The sequence below is a fragment of the Alloprevotella sp. genome, assembly GCF_057240785.1.
Genome location: NZ_DBHHRH010000012.1, coordinates 1 through 20108 on the forward strand (window position 1 = coordinate 1; position 20108 = coordinate 20108).

Consider the following 20108-nt stretch of genomic DNA (forward strand, 5'->3'; position numbering starts at 1 on the left):
AAGTATTGCTGTGGAACAAAATAAGAATTGTGATCATTTCGGCATCACTCATCCGCCCTTTTCTCTTGCGATGTTTTGGACTATTGGCAGAGGCGTTTGAGAGAGAAAGAGAGGTTTTGTTTAATTCTGAATGATATTCTTTGCAGAAATCATCTGCAATACAATAGATTTCCGTAACTTTGCTGACAAGTTTCATGAGGATTGTTATTTTGTTATATGATTGATTTTCAACAGTAAATATACAAAAAACAATCCTCTTTTTAGGCTTTTATTGAAACTTTTTTTGAGGAAAAAGAAGTACTGCTTATCCCGAATTGGGGTTGAAAGGGTGGAACTATCATCATCAGAGTTCATTATAAAATACTTATTTTGAGGTATTGTATCATTTCCTTACCTTTTCTATCTTTGCACCGAATAAATTTCATTCTTATGATAAGAAATAAACACGACATACCACAGGGATATGGGTTCCCGTTAAGCCAAGCGCACCGTTCAAGAAAAAACGGTGCGCTTTTTTATGAACAAAACCAAGCAATGTTCATTTTTTAATAAAATGGGAGTATTCCAAGTGCTTAAAGGTCAAAAAGAATATGGATTTAAACAATAATCATGAGCGATAAGAATATACTTCACAACTTCCTATTGGTGCTAATTCTCTCATTTACATGGCAGAATATATTTGCTCAAAAGATTGTTTTTGGGCAAATCACTGATGGACAAACCCTCCAACCGTTAGACGGAGTCTCTATAATTTTGGAAAATTCCAATATAGGTACAATTTCTAATCACATAGGTATGTTTAGAATGAAACTTCCATCAAAAAGCAGTAGGAGGATTAAAGTACAATATATGGGGTACGAAAGTCGTAATATAATCCTCAATAAAAAATTATGCGTCAATGACAGTATTTGCTGCAATGTGGAACTGCAACCAAAAAACAACATTTTGTCTGATGCGATTGTGCTTGGGAAGAGCAAGGCACAGAGGCATCGTGAAGTACCATCGGCAATAACGATTATAGATAGTCAAGAACTTAAATACAAAACTGCAACTTTGAACGAGATTCTTGACAATGCTGCTGGCATCAAGGTGGCTCAACAAGGTGGATTAGGTAATGCCTCGCGTATTATCATACAGGGAATGGACGGCAAGCGCATCGGTATTTTCATCAATGGCATGCCTATGGGCAACTCTGATGAATTTCAGCTCAGCAGCATTCCCATTGATATGGTAGATGAGGTGGAGATATACAAAGGTATTATTCCTGCATGGTTGGGAGGTGATGGATTAGGAGGAGCGGTGAATATCCGACTGAAAGACTTTAAGAAAAATCATTTGGAAATGGCATTTGAGGCTGCATCATACAATACATATATTGGTAGTTTGCAACTGAAACATTATTTGGGCAAGACTTCAACGGCTCTGCATGCTGGGGCAACGATGAACTATGCCAAAAACAATTATAGTTTTTCTTCTCCTTTTGAATTGGGACGCATCATTCACCGCGACCACGACGCATATACGCATGGTGGTTTCAATGTGGGTATAACTAGTCAGCAATGGTGGTTCGACCAGTTTGACCTAACATTGAGTGCCGACTATTATCGCAAAGAGATACAAGGTGGACTGATGAATGTGCAGAACAATATCCAGCATGCTTTCACACGAACACGTTCTGCAAGCACTTCGTTGAGTCTTGAAAAAAGTTTCTTGAAAGGAAAACTTACCGCACAGTTCCATTCAATCGTCGGATTCAGTCTTGTCAATCAAGTGGATACATCCCATTACTGTTACGATTTCATCGGCAATAGGTTTCCAAGTGGCTCTGAACGCGGAGAAATAGGTGCCGTTCCAAACGACTCGCACGATAGGCACACCACTGTCCGTGAATTACTCAACCTTACTTATAAGATTGGCAACAATCAACTTGTAACATGGACTACCAACTACCGCTATGGATGCAAGATGCCCAAGGACGAACTTGCCGACAGCTATTCACGACTGCCTACCAGTGGTTATCCAAGCCGATTGCATAGCATTGTGTCGGGATTGACACACGAACTAAAGTTGTATGGCGGAAAATTCACTAACGAGTTGGGAATTAAACTCTTTAATCACCATTCCGAAGTCCTTCCATTTGCAGAAGCAATCATGTTGCAAGACAAACTCAAGGCATCGAGCAACCACAGCACTATGGCAGGCTGGAGCGAGGCAATGGCATTGCATCTTCTTCCGAACAAGGCCCTGACACTGAAAGCCTCCGTGCAATCGACAGTCAGAATGCCTATCGCCGAAGAGTTGTTTGGTGATGGTGTACTGCTGCTGCCGTCAGAAAAACTACGTCCCGAACGTAGCTTTAATATCAATGCAGGAGCGATATGGCTCATCAATGCCATGCGTTATCCACAAGTGCGGATAGGAATAAATACCTTCTACATGAGCGCAAAGGATATGATTAAGCTGATGTACAGTTCCATGAATATGGCGTATGACAATATCGGAAAGGTTAGAGTGATGGGCATTGATATGGAAATGGAGAGCAAACTGAACCGCTGGCTCGATTTGCAGGGAAACATCACATGGCAGGATGCCCGCGATATGAGAAAGGAAGCCGTAGGCGGTGGAGAGAACTTTCACTACCGCTATCGCATTCCCAATATGCCGTATCTGTTTGGTAACGTTGGGGTACGTCTGCACAAAGACGGCTTGTTAAGTAAATCTTCTTCTTCAGCCTTTGCCTCTACTTTCGGATTCACTAAAGCGTTCAGCTATAATTGGGAGGCAAGCAAGCACAACACGATGCTCATACCTGCAAGATATTGCTGGGACGTTGCCGTACATCATTCTTTTAACAAACGTTGCCAGCTTAGCTTTGAGATACGCAACATACTTAATCGTGAGAATTGGGCAGAATTTAGATACCCGATGGAAAGGCGTACGTTTCACTTGAAAATGAAATATATAATCAACAAGATATAAACATTAAACAGAAAAAAGTATGAGAACTAACAAATTCTTATGGGCATTGCCCTGTCTTACGTTGCTGTTTGCGGCAACCCTGTCTTCTTGTTCTGAAAAGGACGACGACCAACCTGTAACCAAACATCACTTCCTAATGTCAGCACAAGCCGACAATGGTTTCTTCATTACGAGTTTTGAAAACCTCAACGAGGGTACGTCCGTGTCTTACGACAAGGCGATAACACTCCCCACAGGACACCTCTTTATGGAGAAATACGGAAAGAATGTTTATCTTCAGTCAGGCTCAATGTATGGTTTTGGTGGTGAGCAGACCCTTTACAAATACGAAGTGAATGCTAACGGACAACTTTCTGCCCAGCCAATGGGCAAACTCTCTTTTCCAGGTTCTCCCAACGTGGTGGAAATCATATTCGCAAGCGAGACTAAAGCCTATGCCATTACATGCGCAAGCCATGGACAGCTAATCGTGTTCAATCCCACCACAATGAGCGTAACGAAGGAAATAGACCTTTCACCTTATGCTGAGGGCGACAAAGACCCTGACGGTGGCAATGGTATCGTGCGTGATGGCAAGTTGTTCCTTCCACTCAACCAAGCGAAGTCCATGAAAGAAATCCTTGTAACGCCAGCACAGGTGGCTGTCATTGATGTGGCGACAGACAAGGTGGAAAAAGTCATAAAAGACGACCGTGCAACAAGTCTTGGTATGGTAGGGCATACATCACCTGTTATAGATGAGGCTGGTAACATTTATTTCCATACAGGTCCTCGTGCGGCAATGATGTGCCAGTTTATGCCGGGTAAGGGATACAAGGACGGACTGCTACGCATCAAGAAAGGTGAAACAGAGTTTGACAAGGATTTCTATATGAGTCTGCAAACAACAGAAGGAGCTGAAATAGGTTCTTACGGCATGTATATGGCTTATGGTGGCAATGGAAAAATCTACACATTCCTCTACAAACCATCATTGGTGAAAGACCCAAACGACCAGACCTATATTGTCAATAAATGCTACGTTCCTTACGAGATAGACGTGAACAAGAAAACTGGTCGCATACTTCCTCTTCCTGCCTCATGCGGTTGGGCTGCCAATGCCATCATCAAAGTTGGAAGCTCCATCTATTTCGGTGAACATACCGACAATGGAATAGGATTCTATCGCTACGATATGGCAACGGGGAAAGGTTTCATGCAACCAAGCGTGAAGACTCCGAATGGTGCTTACAAGGTTATTTCACTTGATTAAAACAACTAACGGGTGAGCATTACAAGCCTCTACAGTAAAGAAAGCTTGCAATGCTTACCCAATTAAACGATTATAAATATTCGATCATTTTAAAACTCCTTCAACAATGAAAGAAAATATAAAACTATCGTTTCTTTGGGTTGCAATAGTAGCAGGTATGTCTTCGCATTCTCTGATGGACGTGATGCCGCTTTTTTGGAATGCGGATATTGCCATTTCCAAAGATGGTGTAGTTCCAGTATCGATGCTTGTGATGATGGCTGTTGTGTCATTCACGCTTCCCATTACCGGGTTGCTTCTTTCGCTCTATGCCGTTAAGCGTTGCTACAAGATGGTACATTTCTGTCTTGCAGCACTTCTTGCCCTATTCTGTACGGTACATAGCACGGAACTGATATTCAGCTTTGAACTTCAGCAGCTCTTTATACATCCAATGCTGGTCATATTGAGTATTACTCTTGTTTATGAAGCATGGAAATGGTATAAGAAAGTATAGGTTATTAAAAACTATGATGATAAAATGATGAGCAGCCATATAATAAAAAGCACACTTATCATACAAGGTATAGTGTTTTTTGTGAACAGTCTAAAACGTCGTTCGTTATTCAACTTTAACTATGCAGACATTGAAGACGGATATTAAGCAACGCATATTGCAAGTTGCCCATCGTGAATTTATTAACAATGGTGTGCAACGTACATGTATTAGGAACGTGGCACATGAAGCAGGTGTAACAGTGGGAAACTTGTATCATTATTTTGATAGTAAGGACACATTGTTTAGAGCAGTATTACAGCCATTGCTCACCGCACTCGACCGCTATATTCTCTCGCACAACAATGAGGAGTTTCTCTCGCTCGAAGTGTTCGATTTGCAGCAACATCAAATCAATCACGTCATGACGATGCTCACACTTGTCAAGCAGTTTCGCCCTGAACTGCGGTTGTTACTCTTCAATGCTGAAGGAACTTCATTGGAAGGGTATAAGAATAAAATCATCGACCACCAGATGCAAGTAGGCGTGGAGTATCTCCGACTGATGAAAGAACGATACCCACACATAAACATCGATATTTCACCGTTCCTGATTCATCTCACCAGTTCGGCGTGGACAACCCTCTTCTGCGAACTGGTGGAACACGAGGAATACAGCGAAGAGGAAGTAAAACAAGCACTCATACAGTATGTCAGTTTTGGTACAGCAGGTTGGAAAGAATTGATTAAACCATAGGAAACTTTATTTGTTATATGAAAAAAATCTGTAAATTTGTTTCCGAGATTATTATAATCTTTGTTTTAATTTATATGTATATTAATACCTTATGGTTACCTGAAATCAGAAAATACCCAACTTTTAGATACCTATAATTCTTTGAGTTCATATTCGACAGACTCTTTTGAGCTAAAAACGAGATCTTCTCTTTTTATTTTTTATGAACTAAAACATATTGAGACATGAAACATTTTTATTCCTTTGCGGTTGGACTTAGTCTGTTTCTTGCTGCAACACCGCTACAAGCAAAAGTTTTCTATGTGACAACAACGGGAACAGGCGATGGTTCTTCATGGACAAAAGCCTTTGGAAGTATAGATGATGCCTTGGCAAAGGCAACTTCTGGGGATGAAATTTGGATTGCAGCAGGTACCTACAAGCCTACACAGCTCATTAAATCTTCAAAGAAAAACTCACGCCATTTTCCTCTAAAAGATGGTGTTTCGCTCTATGGTGGGTTTGCTGGTACAGAAACAACGAAGGAAGCGCGCGCGAAGAAAGAAGGTGGCGAAGCCTACGAATATGTACATGAGACTATTTTGAGTGCCGATGACGACGTGGCTGATGAATGGGTAAGAGAATCCAACCCTGAAAATCCTTTTAGCTATGGGTGGAAAGTTGAAAACAACATTATACCAGGAACAAAAAACAATGCTAATCATATCTTATTCAAGAAGGAGGAATTGACAGCTCCAATCACAATTGACGGACTTACCCTGAAGGGTGCGAACGCAATGGTATATAACGTTCAATGTTCGGGTGGCGCAATCTATGCAGTGGGCGATGTAACCATAACAACTTGCCAATTCGTAGAAAACTCTTGCTACTTCACGGCTGAAGGAAATAGGGATGCCAGTGGTGCTGCTATCTATTTGGAGGGTAAAGGCAAGGCGAAAATAGTTGATTGCTTCTTCAAGCGAACTTATGGCCACTCTCCAAACTCTCAAGCACAAGGTGGCGCAATATATGCAGTGAATACCGAGATAAAAGATTGTTACTTTTTGGACTGTGTTGCATTGGATGCAGGAGGAGCCGTTTATAATGTAGGGGGATCGGTTGTAGATTGCAATTTCGATGGTTGTTATGCTCGTGATGGTGGTGCTATCTATTCAGCGTCAGGTACATTGAGAAATAATAAAATATTTAATTGTCGTGCACTCCTTGGCGGAGGTATCTTCAATTTAGGTACAGCAATCAATAATGTTGTAGGCAATTGCTTTGCAGATTATACTTTGGTAGGCGAAGATAAAGGCGGTGCCGGTGGTGGTGTATATAACAAAGGTACTTTTGTCGGAGGAATTGTGTACAACTGTACATCGTTCCATGGTGGAGGCATCTTTGTCGATGGCGGTAAGGTAATAAACTGTACGATCCAGAATAATAAGTCAAGAAAAGCCGCAACCAGTGCTAATATAGACTATTCTTCGAACAGCGAAGAGCAGAAAGATGTTATCAATACCATCAGTAGCACTACTGTAGATAAATCAAATTTCAAAGCTCCAACGACTTTTGAAGGAAGTACTATTGATGAAAAGGAGATGAAAGACATTCTTCTTGCCAGTTGGGAACTGCAAGCGGGTAGCGAATTTATAGATAAAGGTGTGGCCATCAACGTTGAGAACTATACTAAAGACATTTATGGCAACGACCGAATAGTGGGTAATAGCATTGATATTGGTGCTTCTGAGTTCAAACCAGCAACGGCCATTGCGTCTGTTCTGCCTAATGGGGAGGCTCTCCGATATAGCTATTATTCTATTAGCGGACAATATATAGGCTCTGTATGTCCTTATCTTGCAGGTCTTTATATTGTGAAAACAACTGAAGGAAACAAGGTTGTAAGCACAAAGAAAGTACTCGTTAAATAGAGACGGTCCAGAATCTTTTAAGGAACTTATACCTTATATAATAGGCTGCGCACTAATAAAAGTATTGGTGCGTAGCTTTTTTCATGGATAGACCGAAAAAGAAACAATGGAAGTTTTCATGGTAGTAAGAAGACGAACTTAGAGATAGGAGTATAGAACTTTTTATCAACACGGAAGGAAAGTTTTTTCAAGAAATAAAAAAAGGTACAAAGAAAAAGGCGCAGTCCATAACGGGCTGCGCCTTTTTATAAAAAGGGATGAATAAGTGTCAATTAGATTTCGTTGCTCCAGTCCTCTTGAGTCTTGCGGACATAGGCAGCGTAGCGGCGCTGAGCGGCCTTCTTTGTTTCGGCATAAAGCTCATCGGCCTGTGCGGGGAGAGCTTTGCGCAGTGACAAGAAGCGAACCTCGTTGTCGAGGAACTCTTGGAACTTGTCCCAGTTAGGTTGTTTAGAATCGAGCGTGAACGGATTCTTGCCTTCTTTAGCCAATTCGGGGTTGAAGCGCCAGAGATGCCAGTAGCCACATTCAACGGCACGAGCTTCTTCGGCCTGACTGCGACCCATACCGCCCTTCACCTTCAAACCGTGGTTGATACACGGTGAGTAAGCAATGATGAGTGATGGTCCGGGGTAGGCTTCTGCTTCGCGGAAGGCTTTGAGGCACTGTGCTTGGTCGGCACCCATTGCCACTTGAGCTACATAGATGTAGCCATAAGTTGCTTGCATCAAGCCGAGGTCTTTCTTTGTGATTCGCTTACCAGCTGCTGCGAACTGTGCGATAGCGCCGATAGGAGTAGACTTAGAAGACTGACCACCAGTGTTGGAGTAAACCTCGGTGTCGAGTACGAGGATGTTCACATCTTCGCCAGAAGCGAGCACGTGGTCGAGACCGCCGTAACCGATGTCATAAGATGCACCGTCACCACCGACGATCCACTGGCTACGCTTCGTGAGGAAGTGGCTGAGTTCATCGAGCTGTGCGCAACCTGGGCAACCGTGTTCCTTACCTGCCTTGATGAATGGGAGGAGCTTGTCGGCTGCTGCGCGACTTGCTGCTGCATCGTCCTTGCCTGCTTCCCATTCCTGTGCTGCTGCCTTGAACTCTTCGGGTGCGCCGTCGCAAGCCTGAGCCAGGAGGGTGGAGATGCGAGCGCGCATCTTCTTGTTGGCGAGCAGCATACCCATACCAAATTCGCAGAAGTCCTCGAAGAGTGAGTTAGCCCAAGCTGGACCTTGACCCTTTTCGTTGGTAGTGTACGGAGTTGAAGGAATAGAGCCAGAATAGATAGAAGAACAACCTGTTGCATTAGCCACCATTTCACGGTCGCCAAAGAGTTGAGAAATCAATTTCACGTAAGGCGTTTCACCACAACCTGAGCAAGCACCGGAGAACTCGAAGAGCGGAGTAGCAAACTGGCTGTTCTTCGGGCTTTGTTTGATGTCTACGAGGTTTTGCTTAGATGTTACGTTCTTCTCGCAGTAGTCCCAGTTGTCGGCCTGGTCGAGCTGACTGTCGAACGGAACCATTTCGAGCGCCTTATTGCCACGCATACCCGGACAAACATCGGCACAGTTACCGCAACCGAGACAGTCGAGTACGTCCACTTGCTGAACGAAGTGCATGCCCTTTAGAGCTGCAGGAGCCTTGATGTCGATCGTTTTGCCCTTGAAGCCTTTGAGCTCTTCCTCGTTGAGGACGAACGGACGGATAGTTGCGTGAGGACAAACGAAGGCACATTTGTTACACTGGATACAGTTCTCTGATTTCCAAACGGGAACGAAAGCTGCCACACCGCGTTTGTCGTAAGCGGCAGTGCCTTGCTGCCATGTACCGTCTACGCTGCATTCGTAAGCGCTAACGGGGAGCTTATCGCCCTGCTGTGCATTGATGGGGCGCACAATCTTGCTGATGAATGCTGGTTCATCGCGCTCCTCTTCAGCATCAGCGGGAAGATTTGCCCATGCGGGATCTATTGTCAGCTGCTGGTATTCGCTACCGCGGTCAACAGCCTGATAGTTCTTGTTAACAACGTCTTCACCCTTGCGGCCGTAGGACTTAACGATGAATTTCTTCATCTGTTCCACTGCGAGGTCAACGGGGATGACGTTGGTGATGCGGAAGAATGCGGACTGCAAGATGGTGTTCGTGCGGTTGCCGAGGCCAATCTCTTGTGCAATCTTCGTAGCGTTGATATAGTAAACGGTGATGTTGTGCTCAGCAAAGTACTTCTTGATGTTGTTAGGCAAGAAGTCTACCAGCTCTTGTCCCTCATGAATCGTGTTGAGGAGGAACGTTCCGTTGTCGCGCAAACCTTCGAGCACGTGGTACATACGGAGGTATGCCTGAACGTGACAAGCCACGAAGTTAGGTGTCTTGATCTGATAGGTGCTGCGGATGGGCGTGTCGCCGAAGCGCAGGTGAGAGCAGGTGAAACCGCCCGACTTCTTAGAGTCGTAGCTGAAGTAGGCCTGGCAATACTTGTTGGTGTTGTCACCAATGATCTTGACAGAGTTCTTGTTGGCACCTACCGTACCATCTGCACCCAGACCATAGAATTTGGCTTCGAAGATGCCTTCGCCGCCGAGTGCCTGTTCTTTCTCCAAAGGCAGTGACTCGAACGTTACGTCATCCACGATACCCACACTGAAGTGGTTCTTAGGTTCAGGCAGAGCGAGGTTGTCGTAAACGCTGATAATCATTGTCGGGGTGGTGTCGCAAGAACCGAGACCATAACGGCCGCCAACGATCAATGGGCGATTCTCCTGATCGTAGAAGGCTTCCTTCACATCCAGATAGAGTGGTTCGCCTTCTGCCCCAGGTTCCTTCGTGCGGTCGAGCACAGCGATGCGCTTGCAAGTCTTAGGAAGTGCTGCAAAGAGGTGCTTCTTGCTGAACGGACGATAGAGGTGTACGCTGATGAGACCCACCTTGCGGCCTTGTGCCATGAGGTGGTCGATGGCCTCGCGAGCTGCTTCGGTCACTGAACCCATACAGATGATAACATCCGTAGCATCTTCTGCACCGTAGTAGCTGAAGAGTTTGTATTCACGACCTGTGATGCGGCTCACTTCCTTCATGTATTTCTCAACGATGCCTGGGATGGCAGCGTAGAACTTATTGGAAGCTTCGCGATGTGCAAAGAAGGTTTCGGGGTTCTCTGCCATACCGCGTGCCACAGGGTGTTCAGGGCTGAGTGCGCGAGCGCGGAATTCAGAGAGAGCCTTCTGATCCACGAGCGGACGGAGTTCTTCTTGATCTATCTCCTCGATCTTCTGATATTCGTGAGAGGTGCGGAAACCGTCGAAGAAGTTAATGAAAGGTACGCGAGCTTCGATGGTTGCCAGGTGGGCAACGGCGCTCAAGTCCATCACCTCCTGCACGCTACCTTCGCAGAGCATAGCGAAACCTGTCTGGCGGCAAGCCATGACGTCACTATGATCACCGAAGATACAGAGGGAGTGAGTGGCCAACGTACGAGCGGATACGTGGAAAACGCACGGCAGCAATTCGCCGGCAATTTTGTACATATTCGGGATCATCAGGAGCAAACCCTGAGAAGCTGTAAACGTAGTGGTCAGTGCACCAGCTTGGAGTGAACCGTGTACGGCACCTGCTGCACCTCCTTCGGACTGCATTTCCTGAACGGAAACGGTGTCGCCGAAAAGGTTCTTGCGGTCTTGTGCGGCCCATTCATCAACGTGTTCGGCCATCGGGCTTGATGGCGTGATGGGATAGATGGCAGCAACCTCGGAGAACATGTAGGCTACATGTGCTGCGGCTTGGTTACCGTCACAAGTGATAAATTTCTTTTCTTTTGCCATAAGTTATAGAAAATATAAATTGTGAATTGTCATTTGTTTGGCAGACTCACTGCCATGTATGAGTTAGCGAGCCGAGCCTCTTGTACTCGGCTCGCTGTATGGGGACAGACTAATAGAGGAAGCCGAACAACCAAATGGGGATTTCGTTGTCGCGGCCCACTTCTGTCTGATAGCGGGCAAGATATGTGTTGGGGGCATTCTTCACGCGGCGTGAACGGTCGCATACACATACGTTGGTGACACCATCAATAAGGAAAACGCCGTCGCGGCGTGTACTGTTGATTTTGTGGTGCCGCCACATCACGTTCACAAAGAATGTCTCCATCACGTTCTGCGTCGTAATGCCTGGTGCTTGCATGCCATACACCAGATTGGAGTCGTGGAGATAGATGGCTGCAGGCTTTTTGGGATATTCATTGCCCTCTCGGTAAATCGTGTTGATGAGGCGCGCCTCTTCGAGATATTCGATATAGTTCATCACTGTGGCACGGCTTGTTTGGATTTCCTCTGCCAGCTTCGACACGTTGGGGGCGTTGTTCTCCCCGTTGGCTGCCAGGAGATAGAGCAACTTCTTGATCTTCGATAGATAGCTCAGCTCCACTTGCTTGCGGAAGAGAACGTCCACTTCAATCATGTTGTTCATCGCCTTCAGTAGGGCCTCGGTGAAATTGCGGTTTTCGAGGTAGAAGGGGTAGTAACCGTGATGCAGATAGTCCTGAAAATGTTCCTGCGGGCGTACTTTGGGGAGAATCGCCTTGAGGATGTGCTCGTGGTTCTCCAAAATCTGCGGTAGGGTGTAAGTTCCCAATTCGAGACCTGTCTGCTGGTTGATGTATTCGCGGAAGGAGAAGCCGTGGAGCACATAACTGCGTGTGATGCGATCCAACTCGTGGTTGGCATTTGCTCCTTCGCCATGTACGCTCGTTGTGGAGAAAACAACGCGCAGATAAGGGTAGGCGTGGTATATCTCTACCAGCTGGTCTTTCCAGTTGGGGAGTTTGAAAGCTTGGTCTATAATCAGCACTTGCCCTCCACGGTCCACAAATTCGTGGACGAGCTCTTGCAGGCCACGTCCTTGGAAGTAGAAATTATTGGCACTGATATAGAGGGCTTGGTGCAGTTGAGGATCGAAAAATTCCTTGGCAAACTCGAGTAAGAAGCTCGTTCGTCCAACACCTCGCGGCCCACGGATGGCTATCATGCGGTAACTCCAGTCGATGTTGTCCATCAATGTGCGACGAACTACTGTCTTCAAATGACTGACGAGGTACTCATGTGTCTGGAAAAAAGGTTCTATCACGGCGTAATTTATTTAGTGCTCACATTTATAGAACTTCGCTCCTTGGGGGAGTTCTGTGTCCTGATGGAGCTATTAGGTTGCAAATTTACTTATTTATTATTGTATATACAAATTTAGTTCCTACTCTTTTTCTCCCTTTTCTGTCTGTCGCCACTCCTTGTTGTGGGCACCATCGGCCTTCTTTTGTCTTCTTTTTTGTTGTCTTCTTTTCCTTGTTGTTTTTGGTGGATTGAAGGCTACTTTTAGTCTGTTTTTGGGATGTGTTTGTGTGGTCATTTACTACCTTTATTCTTGACAATACTACTTGTGCAAATAGCGAGCGGCGGAATCTTTTTGGGTGGAAAAATGAGGAAGGAGGGAAAAAATAAAACCATAAAAGTGTTCAATTTTCACTATTGTGGTCGATGGAATAAGGATGTTCTTGAAAAAGCGGAGCGAGATGCTCCTGGCTGGTTCTGTTCTTTTCGTGTTTCTCCTTATTGTGTCGGTGAACACAATAAGGCTATCAGCTGGCGCAATAAGGGGACTGGCCGATAGCCTTATTGTATTTACAGATAGAACCCTTTTTTAGATTGTTTGAGAGGAGGCGTTCTTCGCTATCTCTGTTTTGTTTTTGATTTTCATGCGAGTATTAGTCGCGTAAAGTAAGAAATCATTTTACAATTTGAGGCGGCTGTTGGTTTGCTTTATTCTGCTCATTAGCACATTAGCACATTCCGGCGCTTCGCCGCCCTCATTAGCACATTACCTCCTTCTCATCAGCAGATAGAACACCATCGGAACGCCGAGCAGCGGCGTGAGCGTGTTGAGGGGTAGTGTGCCGCGGTCGCCAGGTAGCAAACTCACGACATTGCAAAGCAACGCCACGTTGGCACCCCAAATCATGGTGGCGGGCAAAAGGCGATGGTGATCGCTGGTGCGCAATGTGAGGCGCGCGGCATGAGGCACGGCCAATCCGATGAATGAGATAGGACCGCATAGAGCAGTGACAACAGCCGTCAGAAGGCCCGTGAGCAGCAATACGATGGTCCGGCTGCCCACTACGTTTGTCCCCAGATTTTGCGCGTAGTTGTCGCCCAACAGGAGGGCATTTAGAGGTTTGGCCATGAAGATGGTGGCGGTGAGCGTCAGCAAGATAACGGTGGCGAAGAGAGGGAGTCGCTCCAGCGTGACCCCACTGAAGTTTCCCAGTCCCCAAATCATGAAACTCTGCACGCCTTGCGCTGTGGCATAGAAACTGAGGAGCGAAATGAGCGATGAGGTGATGAAACTAATCATCACGCCCGCGATGAGCAGCGTGAGCGTTCCAGGCATCCGCCGGCTGAAGATGAGGAGCAGTACGATGACCACGGCGGCCCCTATGAAAGCAGCCACCACGGTGAGCAGGAAGCCACTCAGTGTGAGTTCGCCAGCCGTGAATGTGCCGCCCAGTAAAAGCATAGCGATGGCAACGCCCAATCCTGCGCCACTATTGACGCCCAGAATGCTCGGGTCGGCCAGCGGATTGGCAAAAATGGTTTGTAGCAGTAGACCAGCCACAGCCAGAGCAGCACCCGCCATAGCAGCGGTGAGCAAAGCTGGTAAGCGCGATTGCAGGACGATGAAAGCCGTGGCGCTCGTAGTGTCGTTGCCCGTCAGAGCCTGCCACACTTCGCCTGCTGGTAGGTCAATGCTACCCCAAAAGAGATTGGCCGTGGTGAGTAAAAGGAGTAGACCTACGCTTGCGGCATTCCAGAGGGTGCGCATCCTGCGGGCGTGGGAATCTCTTTGTGGGGACGTACTGTCGGTGGTGCGCGTCGGTTGGTCGGGCATAAAAGTGTAAGGAAAAGAGGGTTATTTCATCGGGAAGAAATACCGCGTTTGATAGTCGGGCAGTATTTCCGGATGGAAAATCTTGATGAGGTCTTTCAGCAGAAAGTCGGGGCGGAATGGGGCTTCCTCGAAATAGGGTACTTTCATAGAGTTGCAGTACCAAATATGGTGTTCTTGGAACGCTTTGAACTGAGCATTGGGGGCGAAGTCTTGTTGCAACTGTTTGTAGGTCAAATCCGTTGGACCGCCGCTCTTGATGAGCCAGAGGTCGGCAGCATGTGCTTTCTGAAAGACGGTTTCGAACGAGAGAGACACAGAACCGCTCTCGTCATTGTTGGCGAAGCAATAGTTGGCACCTGCATCCTTGTAGAGGCTACCTAAATAGCTCTTGCCGCCAGGAACGTACCATGCGCCGCCTTGCTTTTGGTCGATGAGCAGCGTGGGGCGTGTGGTGGTTTTTTGAACCGTTGCGGTTAGCTCGGTGTAGTTCTTTTCCACGATTTTGAAAAGACTGTCGGCCGTGGCTTCTCGCCCAAAGAGCAGTCCGAAGAAGCGCATCCATTCCGCCCGCCCCAGCGGCGTGGCTTCCATATAGTCGGCGCATTCTATCAGAGGGATATTGAGTTTTTCAATACCGCCGTAGCTGGCGTTCTGAAAGGGAGAAACAAGCAGCGCGTCTGCATGGCTCGCTATCATCTTTTCCAAATCGGGTTGGGTGGACATCCCCATGTTTGCGAGCTTTCCGCTGGTCACCGCCTGGCGCAGTTCGGGGCGCATGATATAGTCGTAGTCGCACACGCCGCAGAGCTGCTTCATGGCGCCAAGGTCGCAAAGCAAACTCCCATGGACGCTCGTGAACGCCACGGCGCGTTCCAGTGGAGTGCGTACAACCGTGCCTTTGGGACATTGAGTGGGCATCGGAGCGGAGTGTGGGATGAGGATGTAGCGATGGAGTGTTCGCCCTTTGTTCCATGCGTCCATGACATCGCAAACGGTGAAACTGTCCGCGTGTTCTATCTTGAGGAGCTGGGCATACTGGATGCCGCCGTCTTTCGCCCCTTGGATGGTCTCGGCTTGTTTGCCAGCGCAACCCGTGAGTAGGAAGTGGGCGAAAAGAAAGGATAAAGCGAAGAGGGTATCCCATGCGTGATGGTGCGCCCTTTTCGTGTGAAAATGTTGCTGTTGTGTGTGGTTTTTCATCACTAAGAATTAGATGGAGATTTCCCCGCAAAGGCTCGTGTTCATAAGCTTGTGGATGGTGTTGCGGTCGTAGTTGTGCCCCAAAAGGAACATGAGTTTTGTTAGCATTGATTCGGGCGTGGAGTCGTAGCCATTTACTACGCCAACTTGCAGGAGTTGTAGACCTGTTTCATAACGGTGCATCTCCACACGCCCCTCGGAACATTGCGTGATATTGGCCAGCACAACGCCTTGATCGTCTAATTTTTTTAGGCAATCAATGAGCCACGGCTTTTGTGGGGCATTGCCCGCACCAAAGGTTTTCAACACCACGCCGCGAAGGTTGGGAACGCTGAGAAAATGCTCTACGAATTCTTTACGTATGCCTGGGAAAATCGTCAGAATCATAACGTGGTCGTCCATCAAGTAGTGGGGCTTGAGTGGGCGGGAGAAGTCGCGCTGCAAGATCAGGTGCGGTTCGTATTTGATGTTGATGCCCGCATGAGCCAGTGAAGGATAGTTGAAGGAGCGGAAGGCATTAAATCCTTCTGCGTTTATCTTTGTGGTGCGATTGCCGCGCATCAGTCGGCTGTCAAAATAGATGCAGACTTCGGGAACTATAGGCGTGCCGTCGGGGTTCTTGGCGGCGGCAATCTCTATGCTTGTCAGGAGATTTTCTTTGCCGTCGGTGCGCAACTGTCCGATGGGCAACTGCGAGCCGGTGATAATAACGGGCTTGGACAAGTCCTCCAGTAAGAAGCTCAGAGCTGAGGCGGTGTAGGCCATCGTGTCTGTGCCGTGAAGCACAACAAAGCCGTCGAAGTCGTTGTAGTGTTTGTCGATTATTTTCGCTATCTCAATCCAATTCTTCGGGTCCATGTCACTGGAGTCGATAGGGGGATCGAAGGAAAAAGCCTTCACGCAGTAGTCCATGCGGTTCACTTCTGGCACCATCTTTTGGAAGCGATCAAATCCGAAGTTTTCTAATGCGCCCGTCACGGGGTTTTCTATCATTCCGATAGTACCACCAGTGTAAATAATCAAAATAGAGGTCATAAAATATGTATTTTATGGGGCAAACATACTAAATAATTTATAAATATGACAAACTTACGCCTTTCTTTAATAGAGGAAAATGTATCTCGGCGGGGCTTGCGGCGATTTTTGTTTAGATGTGTGTTCTGTCTTTTTGTGGCGTTTTTGTGTTTTATACCCTATCATTTGTTGGGAAAAAGGGAAAATACAAGTGATATTTTTGTGCGGTTGGAAACCTTTATTTAATTTTGTGGCTCAAATGTGTAAATGCAATTTTCTCTAAAGAAAACTATAAATAATGTCTGGAAGCGTTCAAAATAAGAATAAGGAAGAGGATATTCAGCTTATTCCCTTGTTCAAAATGTGCTGGGCACTGTTCCTCGCTAATCTTAAATGGTTTATTCTCTCTGTGGCGCTCTGCCTCGTGTTAGGCTATATCTATCAGGCTCGTAAACCTCGTGTCTACCAGCGTCAAGCTGTCATTCTTTTCGAGGATAACGACGATAGCAATAGTGGAGGAATATCGCGCGGCTCACGTAATAGCGGACTCAATACATTGATGCAACTCAATGGTATCAGTGTCGGAGACAATCTCAAGAATGAGATGTTTATTCTTACCTCTGAACGACTCATGACGCGCGTTGTAGATAGTCTGGGACTTGACGTGGATTACACAACGGGCGCGGGACTTCATTCCGTGGCGCTTTATACGGATCGTCCCTTTGAGATTGCTTTCCAGAGAAAAACCGAAGATCTTATAAATTTCGAGGCGAAGATTCAGAGCGATGGTACTGTGAAACTTTCCAACTTCGTTCGTTTCGATGGAACAACGGGGAAAAAGAAAATGTTTAAGGAGCATCTTAGTGTGCGCCCTGGTACTGTGGTGAAAACGCCTATAGGAAATCTGCAAATCAATAAGACTACGCTTTTCTCGCGCTTTCCTGAAAATAAGGCCATCGAGATATCTCAGATGCCTGTTCAGATGGCGGCAAAAATATATAAGGATAAGATTTCCGCAAGTGCCTACGACAAGGAGACATCTCTCGTGGTGCTTTCAGTGCAAGATATAAATACTGCACGGGCTGAGGACTTGCTCAACGCGGTCTATGAGTTGTACAAACAGGATGTTGTTGACAATAAAAATAGAGTGGCTTCAAGTACGGCCAACTTTATTGATAAGCGTGTGATGCTTATTGGGCAGGAACTGACACACGTGGAAAATCGCTTGGCGTCCTTCAAGCAGCAGAATAGTGTGATAGATTTCCAAGAAGCGGCAGGAGCTATGACAGCACAGAGCGCTGATGCTCGTCAGCAAGCTTTGCAGCTCGAAACGCAGCTTTCGGTGGCGCGCTATCTGCAAGAGTTCCTTCAGAACAATTCCAACGAACACCAGATTATCCCTGCCATCAATTTGGAGAAAGCAACCTTCAATGGTCAGATTGATGCTTACAATCAGTTGATGAATGAGCGCAATAAAAATGCAGCTAACTCTAGTGAACAATCGCCTTTAGTGCGCGATCTCGATAAGCAGTTGGCATCACAGCGCACAAGCATTCTTTCTTCTGTTCGCAGTTATGTGCACTCTGTAGGGATGCAGGCTAATGCGGCGCGGAGTAATGAGAACTCGCTGATGGGGCAAGTGAGCAATGCGCCTCAAGCTGCTAGAAAAGCACTCGATATTCAGCGTCAGCAAAATCTCAAAGAAACTCTGTATACTTACTTGCTGAACAAGCGCGAGGAGGTGGCTCTTCAGTTGGCCATCAATGAAGCCAATGTTCGTATGGTAGAAAATCCGCTGGGTCCTTCGTCTCCTGTCTCACCACGTAAGGTGGTAATCATGTTCATCGCCTTCCTGATAGGTTTGATAATACCTGCAGTGGTTCTTTGGCTGCGCGAACTTTTCGATGTCACTATTTCTGGTCGTCAGGATGTTGAAGGTGTTGTTACGGCACCAATTGTGGGAGAATTACCTCGTTGGGAGTCGCCGTCGGAGGATGCACTTATCACTCATTGTGCGGCAAACGATCCTATCGTTGAGGCTTTCCGTATGTTGCGCTTCAGTCTGAGCTTCGTGCGCCGTACGGCAAAGGTGATGGTTCTTACGTCTACGACGCCACACCATGGTAAGAGTTTTATCTCGCGCAACCTCTCTGTTGTCTTTGCTATGGCAAACAAACGTGTTCTCTTGATTGATGCGGATATTCGTAAGCGTACGCTGTCGAGCGACTTCGGTCGTACGGCGGGACTCACTTCTTGGCTTGTCGATGTTGATAATCAAACGCGGTTGGAGGATATCGTGGTGAAGGATAGTCTTACGAAGGGCGTTGACTTCCTGCCGGCTGGTATCTTACCGCCCAATCCTGCTGAATTGCTGATGAGTGATCGTCTGGAAGAGTTGGTGGCTGTAGCGCGTGAGCAATATGACTTCATAATTTTTGATACTACTCCAATCTTTGGTGTTGCAGATGCGAGCATCGTTGATCGTGTGGCCGATTTAACTCTCTATGTGATGCGTGTGGGCATGCAGGAGAAGGCTTTCCTTCCCGAGCTTGAAAAAATGTATCAAGATAAGAAGATGCGCAATCTCTGCCTTATACTTAACGATTCAGACGCTAAATCGCGTAAGAAGGGGTATGGCTACGGCTATGGTTACGGTTATGGTCAGTATGGCTATGGTTATGGCTACGGTTATGCCCAAGAGCGGAAAACACAAAAACTAGGAAGTGGACTGCTTGGCAAACTTCGGAAATAATCTCAGTCTCTAATTCATATATATAATAAGAAAGGTGGAAAGTGGGCAAAGTCTCTCTTTCCACCTTTTTTCTTTGCCAGCTCAGCCCCATTCTTCTATGCCTTCTTTTCGTTACTGCGTTTTATTCTTCTTCTGTATTCTTCCTTGTACCCTTGTTTTCTTTTAATCATTTCAATAAGCCCGCCTCGTTGGCCTTCTCTTCTTTGTCGCTCTCTATCAAATGTTCTCAAAACTTGACAGAATCTTGCTGCTGATTGCCGTCTAGAAAAATCAAAACGTCCTCTTCCTTCCTGAAAATCCATACTTTCTCACCATCCACACTCGCCCAAAAGTTTGCAAAACCACCAGAAAAAACTGCAATCTTTAACGTAAATCCTCTTTTCCTGCACTATTTTCCCTAAAAAGCCTCTTCATCTCTCGGTCATTTTCCTTATTGTGTCCGCCGCTCCCATAAGCCTGTCCGCTCACAGCCTTATTGTGTCGGCCGATATCCTTATTGTAATGACGCCCAAGCCCCTTCAACTTCTCCCTATTTCCTGCGACTTTCCCAATTTACGCCCTTCTCCAACGAGAAAAAGTAAGAACATTCTTGATAAAATCTATCTATTCATCAAGAACAGCCACCCATCACTCCTATATATAATAGAGGATATCAATCCCTCCACTCTGCCCAATCAGTCCAACCACACCTTCTCGCCCATTTCTCAATAATTCCTCACTTTTCCTCAGATCTCCTCACGGTTTTCTCCCTGAAAACCTCCATTCTAAAACTTTTTTCAAAAAAAAGTAGTGTATAGGCTTTGCTATTCCAAAAACTCGTAGTACTTTTGCAT

Annotated in this window: 13 protein-coding genes; 6 read left to right on the forward strand and 7 right to left on the reverse strand. The window is 46.3% G+C overall.

Annotated features, from left to right (window positions below; genetic code table 11):
* Positions 1–196: transposase (locus ACO4R2_RS03190; RefSeq protein ID WP_484769135.1), on the reverse strand; the 196-nt coding region annotated here is incomplete at its 3' end.
* A 413-nt stretch (positions 197–609) separates the two neighbouring features.
* On the opposite strand from ACO4R2_RS03190, the gene ACO4R2_RS03195 reads away from it, so the two are divergent.
* The 5 genes from ACO4R2_RS03195 to ACO4R2_RS03215 all read left to right on the forward strand — a co-directional run bounded on the left by ACO4R2_RS03195 (position 610) and on the right by ACO4R2_RS03215 (position 7373).
* On the forward strand, positions 610–2979 hold the full coding sequence (locus ACO4R2_RS03195) for a TonB-dependent receptor (protein WP_484769136.1): 2370 nt from the start codon (positions 610–612) through the stop codon (positions 2977–2979).
* 19 nt (positions 2980–2998) lie between these two features.
* Positions 2999–4231 (forward strand): DUF4374 domain-containing protein, encoded by a 1233-nt coding sequence (locus ACO4R2_RS03200; protein ID WP_484769137.1) that lies wholly within the window; start codon positions 2999–3001, stop codon positions 4229–4231.
* A gap of 106 nt (positions 4232–4337) precedes the next feature.
* The gene (locus ACO4R2_RS03205; protein ID WP_314272974.1) at positions 4338–4727 is read left to right on the forward strand and encodes a hypothetical protein; all 390 of its coding nucleotides are present in this window, start codon (positions 4338–4340) and stop codon (positions 4725–4727) included.
* A gap of 121 nt (positions 4728–4848) precedes the next feature.
* Positions 4849–5463, forward strand: coding sequence for a TetR/AcrR family transcriptional regulator (locus ACO4R2_RS03210; RefSeq protein ID WP_484769138.1), 615 nt, complete (start codon positions 4849–4851; stop codon positions 5461–5463).
* Between the two features lie 224 nt (positions 5464–5687).
* Complete coding sequence (locus ACO4R2_RS03215) at positions 5688–7373, forward strand: choice-of-anchor Q domain-containing protein (protein ID WP_484769139.1); 1686 nt, start codon at positions 5688–5690, stop codon at positions 7371–7373.
* 272 nt (positions 7374–7645) lie between these two features.
* Here the strand turns inward: ACO4R2_RS03215 and nifJ are convergent, their stop codons facing one another.
* The 5 genes from nifJ to ACO4R2_RS03240 all read right to left on the reverse strand — a co-directional run bounded on the left by nifJ (position 7646) and on the right by ACO4R2_RS03240 (position 16544).
* The gene (nifJ, locus tag ACO4R2_RS03220; RefSeq protein ID WP_484769140.1) at positions 7646–11197 is read right to left on the reverse strand and encodes a pyruvate:ferredoxin (flavodoxin) oxidoreductase; all 3552 of its coding nucleotides are present in this window, start codon (positions 11195–11197) and stop codon (positions 7646–7648) included.
* A 109-nt stretch (positions 11198–11306) separates the two neighbouring features.
* The gene (locus ACO4R2_RS03225) at positions 11307–12494 is read right to left on the reverse strand and encodes an AAA family ATPase (protein WP_315091737.1); all 1188 of its coding nucleotides are present in this window, start codon (positions 12492–12494) and stop codon (positions 11307–11309) included.
* A 747-nt stretch (positions 12495–13241) separates the two neighbouring features.
* The gene (locus tag ACO4R2_RS03230; RefSeq protein WP_484769145.1) at positions 13242–14243 is read right to left on the reverse strand and encodes an iron chelate uptake ABC transporter family permease subunit; all 1002 of its coding nucleotides are present in this window, start codon (positions 14241–14243) and stop codon (positions 13242–13244) included.
* A gap of 87 nt (positions 14244–14330) precedes the next feature.
* Positions 14331–15509 (reverse strand): ABC transporter substrate-binding protein, encoded by a 1179-nt coding sequence (locus ACO4R2_RS03235; protein ID WP_484769141.1) that lies wholly within the window; start codon positions 15507–15509, stop codon positions 14331–14333.
* A gap of 9 nt (positions 15510–15518) precedes the next feature.
* Positions 15519–16544, reverse strand: coding sequence for an asparaginase (locus ACO4R2_RS03240; protein ID WP_484769142.1), 1026 nt, complete (start codon positions 16542–16544; stop codon positions 15519–15521).
* A 277-nt stretch (positions 16545–16821) separates the two neighbouring features.
* On the opposite strand from ACO4R2_RS03240, the gene ACO4R2_RS03245 reads away from it, so the two are divergent.
* On the forward strand, positions 16822–19275 hold the full coding sequence (locus ACO4R2_RS03245; protein WP_484769143.1) for a GumC family protein: 2454 nt from the start codon (positions 16822–16824) through the stop codon (positions 19273–19275).
* Positions 19276–19370: 95 nt separating this feature from the next.
* On the opposite strand, the gene ACO4R2_RS03250 is transcribed toward ACO4R2_RS03245, so the two are convergent.
* Positions 19371–19577, reverse strand: a complete 207-nt coding sequence (locus ACO4R2_RS03250; RefSeq protein ID WP_484769144.1) for a hypothetical protein — start codon at positions 19575–19577, stop codon at positions 19371–19373.
* Positions 19578–20108: the final 531 nt, after the last annotated feature.